A 5,461-nucleotide genomic window follows, 5' to 3' on the forward strand; every position below is an offset into this window, starting at 1 on the left:
TTAAAGAGGCCGCTGAAACGCTTGCGAGAAAAACGAAAACCAGCTAAATAAAACCCTTAGTCCTGCTGCACAGGGTGGGGGAATTTGCGCGACCATAAGTGGGGGAGTTTCAACTGACCGTCCGGGATATCGTGATCCGTTGTCGGCGCGAACTCTGGCGGCCACTTGCCGTTGTGGACCAGTCGCAGCAGCATCTTGATAGAGGCACAATCTTTCCTTCTGCTGGCGACGGGTAGCGAATACCGGTCACGTAGCCGCTTCAGGTTCGCGAGATACATGTCGACGTCTGACCGAGATACAGACTCGATAGTTTTTCCTCGACGCTCCAGATCGAGAAGGAAGCATCGCGCAGCAAAGTCATATTGCTTCGCGATCCTGCGACAGTAGCCTGCGTCCTGGAGATGCTGCCTCAATAGATCAAGCCACGGACTTGAACAAGGTACCGATCGATACATGATGACCTCCTTTCCTGGCGGGAAGCGCGAGCGTCATAACTGGCGGTTCAGGAGGCTGTCAAATAATGGAAAGTTGAACAGCCATAACCTACGCCCAGCGCTGAGGTACACGATACTTCTTCGCATTACGGCCTCCTCGCCGTTACGCCATTAACCGCAAGCTTGCGGTTAATGGCGCAGCCGGAGCATATGCTTGGTGAATTCGCGCTTGCCCTCATCGCGCACGCGGGTCTGGCAGATCATGAACGGCTGAAAGCCTTCGTTGCGTAGGCCGCGCAGCACGTCGATGGTGGGAATGTACGTGTAGCGTTCCGAACGGCTTTCGTGCTTGCCGTCCGCGAAGATGGACGGGGCAACACGGCGAATCTGATCATCTGAAAGGGGCGAGTCAGCGCGCAGCATCGGGGAGCCGTAACGGAAAGAGGAAGCGAGTTGCATGGCAGTCTCCACAGTCAAGGTTGAGGACCTGAACCGGGCGAGGGGATGTGACTTGCCGTTGCGGCTGGACACCTCCCGGTGGAACTCGGGGTTGGCGTTGCTGCCGCCAGGGTCCCGGGTTCCCGCCCGTGCGACTGGAGGAGCCGATAGCGGGCAGGCGTCAAGGAAAAAGGCGAGGGAGGGGTGCGGGCGACACGGTCCCTCGCCCCTTGATGCCTGCCCGCTATCGGCTACGGTCGCGGGTCAAGGGCGGGAACCTGGGAGCCGGGTGCATGCCATGCCACGAGTTGACCGGGTGAGGGTGCCGCGCGGCAGGCGCGGCAGCGTGGCCGTGCCGGCCACGCCTGGCTAGGAGGGGACGGGGTTGTCTGCTGCGCCCCGGATGGACGCCTGGAACGGGTGAGGCGCGGCACTCTGCTCAACGCTCAGCGCGAAAACCCGGCCTCGCCGCATAAACGAATTTTGACTCCCGTTACGATCGGTACGGATCGCAGCGGTGTCAACGGCGGGTCACCCATGTCCAGCGGTCATTCGCTGACACCGGGCTGGCCGCAGCTCTTCGGCCAATGCCGACGTTGGAGAGGACTGGATTCTATGTCGGCAGTGGGACGGATTGCCGACGGTGGCGGCATCGAGCGGCCGGGCGGCAGCTTCCTGCATCAGCGAACTCACACTCTCGACCCATTGCCGCCGGTCGAGCCGTCAGGGCAGCAACGGCAGGTATCAGAGTCGAGCAGTCGCTTGGTATGGTCACTCACGGACGAGATTTTGTCTTCTTCATCACTTCGTTCTACCGGCGCCTTCCCATCAACCTGACAAAGCCGCTACCGCCCCTGCGACGTCTAAGCTTGTACTTGTTGCGAGCCGTGAACAAAGGCGTGATGTCTTGTCCGAGAGGCGATGCGGGAGATCTGGCGTCCGGTGCGGGTGAACCGCGGCGGCCGCCCACTCGGCTGAAGGTTCAGGTCGACGTGCTGCGCGAAGCGATCGGAGAATTCTCGCTGCGGGCCTGACCGCCGCTTCGGCCATGCGTGACAAGCGTCATGCGCATAAAATTTGGATAAAAGTTATTGCGCGAGAAACCTTTCGACGAGGCGCGCCCAGTACGCCGCGCCGACCGGAAGGTTGGCATCGTTGAAGTCGTAGTGCGGGTTGTGGACCATGCAGCCGTCCTCGCCTGCGCCGTTGCCGATGCACAGAAACGAGCCCGGGCGCTCGTGCAGCATGAACGCGAAGTCTTCACTACCCATCAGGATGTCCGCGTTCCCGACGACGTTTTCTTCCCCGACGAGTTCGCGCGCCACCTGCGCGGCGAATTCCGTCTCCGCGTCGGAGTTCACGACGACCGGATGGCCCTCCTCGTACGCCACCACCGCCATCGCGCCGTAGCTCGCGGCCTGCGCCTGCACCAACTCGGCGATGCGGCGCTTGAGCAGCGCGCGCACTTCCTCGCTGAACGAGCGCACGCTCAGTTCCAGCTTCGCCGAATTCGAGATGACGTTGTTCGCCGTGCCAGCATGCAGCGAGCCGACTGTGACCACCGCCGGCTGCGACGGATCGACGTTGCGCGCGACGATGGTCTGCAGCGCCATCACGACGCTCGAGGCCACCACGACCGGATCGACCGTCAGATGCGGCCGCGCCGCGTGCCCGCCGACGCCTTCGATCGTGATCGTCACTTTGTCGCCCGCCGCCGTGAACGCGCCCTTGCGGAACAGAAACGTACCCGGCGGCATGCCCGGATGGTTGTGCGCGCCGAACACGGCGTCGCACGGAAAGCGCGTGAAGAGGCCGTCAGCGATCATCTTCTGCGCGCCGCTCGGGACGCTGCGCTCCTCCGCCGGCTGGAAGTACAGATGCACCGTGCCGCTGAAACGCTGCATGCGCGCGAGATGGCGCGCGGCACCGAGGAGCATCGTCGTGTGACCGTCGTGGCCGCATGCGTGCATCTTGCCGTAGGTCGCACTGGCGTAGGGCTTGCCGGTCTGCTCGACGATCGGCAGCGCGTCCATGTCCGCGCGCAGGCCGATGCTGCGCGTGCCCTCGCCCACCTCCAGCGTGCCGACGACGCCCGTCTCGCCGACGTCGCGCGTCACCTGCCAGCCCCATTCGGCAAGCTTCTCCGCGACAAGCGCGGCCGTTCGCAGTTCCTCGAAGGCGAGTTCGGGATGCTGGTGGATGTGGTGGCGAATCTCGCGCAGGGAGGGGGCATCGTCGGCGAGATCGGGGATTTCGGTGTAGCGGGAAGTGAGAGTCATCGGGGAAGCCTTCGTGTGCCGGGTCGGCGCGGCAGCTTTCGGGTCGTGTCAACATTTACGGGCTGCAAAACGAGGCTGCGCACCGCTACACATGTCGCTGAGTTATAGCAGACGAATTCAGCCGCAAGCGCGGATAAGCTCGAGCTATTTGGCCAAGATGCCGGATGTTTCGGCAGCTTTTTCCAACGGCGGCCTGGTTCGCCGCCGATGGCTTTTACCTAACGGGCCCGTCGGGCCGGGCAGCAGTCGACCCGCTCCGGACATAGACTGCCCCGCCGTCGGACGGCGGCTTTTCGGGCTGCAACTGGCCTCGCTCGCTGCACGCATGCAAGCATGCATGCAAGCAAGCAAGCAAGTGGACCACGCTCGACCATACGGATCGTTAGCGGTATATGCTTTCAGCGTTGCATCCTGCAGCTGATCAATCTGGAACTGCGACTTGTTCGTGACCGACAGAGTCCCAGGTTCGCTCAAGCCGTGCTGTGCTCCACACAGGCAGTGTTTCAAGGAGGCTGTTCCATGAGCGACCAATATTCTTCGGCACTCGATACCGCCTACCGCAGCGCGATTCGGTTCCACGAGGCAAGGAAAGGCCTGCCGGCACGAGCGCCTGCGACGTTCGATCAACTGCTTGAAGCTTTCGGCGGTCCGATGACGGATGCGGGCATCGCGCCGGCAACGGTCATCGAGCGCCTCGCAGATGCCGCGGAGCCTGGCTTGACTGGCACTGCTGGACCGCACTTTTTCGCCTGGGTAATGGGTGCGTCCCATCCGATCGGAGTCGCCGCGGACTGGCTAACGAGCATGTGGGGCCAAAATGGCGCCGGCTATCACAGCTGCCCGGCGAACGCGGCCGCCGAAATTGTAGCCAGCAAGTGGCTGCTAGAACTTCTCCAGCTTCCGCCCGAGTGCTCAGTCGGATTTACTACTGGTGGGACAATGTCGCACTTCGTATGTCTCGCAGCCGCGCGCGGCGAACTGCTCAGTCGGCAGGGATGGGACGTTGATGCAGACGGTCTGTTCGGCGCACCGCAGATTACGGTATGCGTGAGTGCTGATGCTCACGTCAGTGTGTTTTCCGCCCTGCGATATCTTGGATTTGGTCAGCGTCGCGTCGTCGTGATACCGACGGACGGCGAAGGGCGAATGGACGCGAACGAGCTTGGACGTGCGATTGCAAAGGTCAACGCCCCGTTGTTGGTGGTCGCGCAGGCCGGACAGATCAACACCGGGGCCTTCGACCCTCTGCAAGCGATCGCCGAGTCGACGCATGAGAGACAGGGCTGGCTGCATGTCGATGGCGCTCTCGGGCTTTGGGCTCGAGCTTGTCCTTCGCGTGCGCATCTGGCGGAAGGAGCTGAACGGGCGGACTCATGGACGACCGACGGGCATAAATGGCTGCAAAGCCCCTACGACTGCGGCTATGCAATCGTTCGCGATGCGCGCGCGCACCGTCGCGCCATGACGGTTCAAGCCAGCTATCTTCCAGTGACCGCAAAAGAAATTCGTGACCCGAAGGAGTGGGTCCCCGAGCTGTCGCGCAGGGCTCGAGGCTTTGCGACTTGGGCATTGCTCCGCGCATTTGGCAAGGACGGAATTTCGGCGATGGTTGAACGGCATTGCCAACTTGCTGAACGAATGTCATCCGGGCTAGCCAGGGAACCGGGCATCCATGTGCTAAACAAGGTAGAGCTCAATCAGTTTCTTGTCCGATTCGGCTCGGCCCAGGTATCCGAGCAATCCGACCAGGCGACGAGGGATGTCATTGCTCAGTTGGAGACAGAGGGCACCTTCTTCTTCTCGGGCGCGGAATGGAGAGGAATGTGGGTCATGCGCGTGTCAGTTATCTCCTGGGCGACGACCCAGCCGGATGTGGATCAGGCGATCAACGTCATCGTGGACGCGTGGCGCCGGATGACGGGCAAACCGAAGAATCCGGCAAGTTGAGCTAATATCCAAGCGCCGACAGAATCCGCCACGAAGGTCCGTTGCTTGCGGCGGAGCCGACGTTCGAACGTCCGCGCGACGGCATCGGCGAACGTCGCTAGCTGGCCGACAGCCGCCCGACGTTGGCGACCGGGACCAACCATCTCGGCCGCATTAGCGATTACGCATCAACCCGCCTTCAGCCGCAGCGCGGGGTTTATATATGCCGAGCGCTGACACGCGAGCCTTGGAATGGTTGACGACCTATTCAAGGCGATCGATCTGTTGAAGCGCCGAAGTCAAGCGCGACTGATCCAGCGCAACGGCGGCAGGTTAATATCGCCGCGCGCCGACCCTGCGTCGTCCTAAAATTGTAAGTACGGT

The 5,461-nt window shown here is 62.1% G+C and carries 2 protein-coding genes and 1 pseudogene; 1 reads left to right on the top strand and 2 read right to left on the bottom strand.

Annotated features, from left to right (window positions below; translation table 11 throughout):
- Positions 1 to 626 precede the first annotated feature (626 nt).
- Positions 627 to 893: pseudogene (locus F6X42_RS41595) on the bottom strand (DUF932 domain-containing protein); the annotation flags it as partial.
- Between the two features lie 1,067 nt (positions 894 to 1,960).
- Entirely contained in the window at positions 1,961 to 3,151 is a 1,191-nt protein-coding gene (locus F6X42_RS41600; protein WP_187639581.1) for a M20 aminoacylase family protein, read from the bottom strand.
- 519 nt (positions 3,152 to 3,670) lie between these two features.
- Here F6X42_RS41600 and F6X42_RS41605 point away from each other — a divergent pair.
- A complete protein-coding gene (locus F6X42_RS41605) occupies positions 3,671 to 5,098 on the top strand; it encodes a pyridoxal phosphate-dependent decarboxylase family protein (protein WP_187639582.1) in 1,428 nt (475 codons plus the stop codon).
- Positions 5,099 to 5,461 lie beyond the last annotated feature (363 nt).

This window comes from Paraburkholderia podalyriae, assembly GCF_014397785.1.
In the GTDB taxonomy this organism is placed as follows: domain Bacteria; phylum Pseudomonadota; class Gammaproteobacteria; order Burkholderiales; family Burkholderiaceae; genus Paraburkholderia; species Paraburkholderia podalyriae.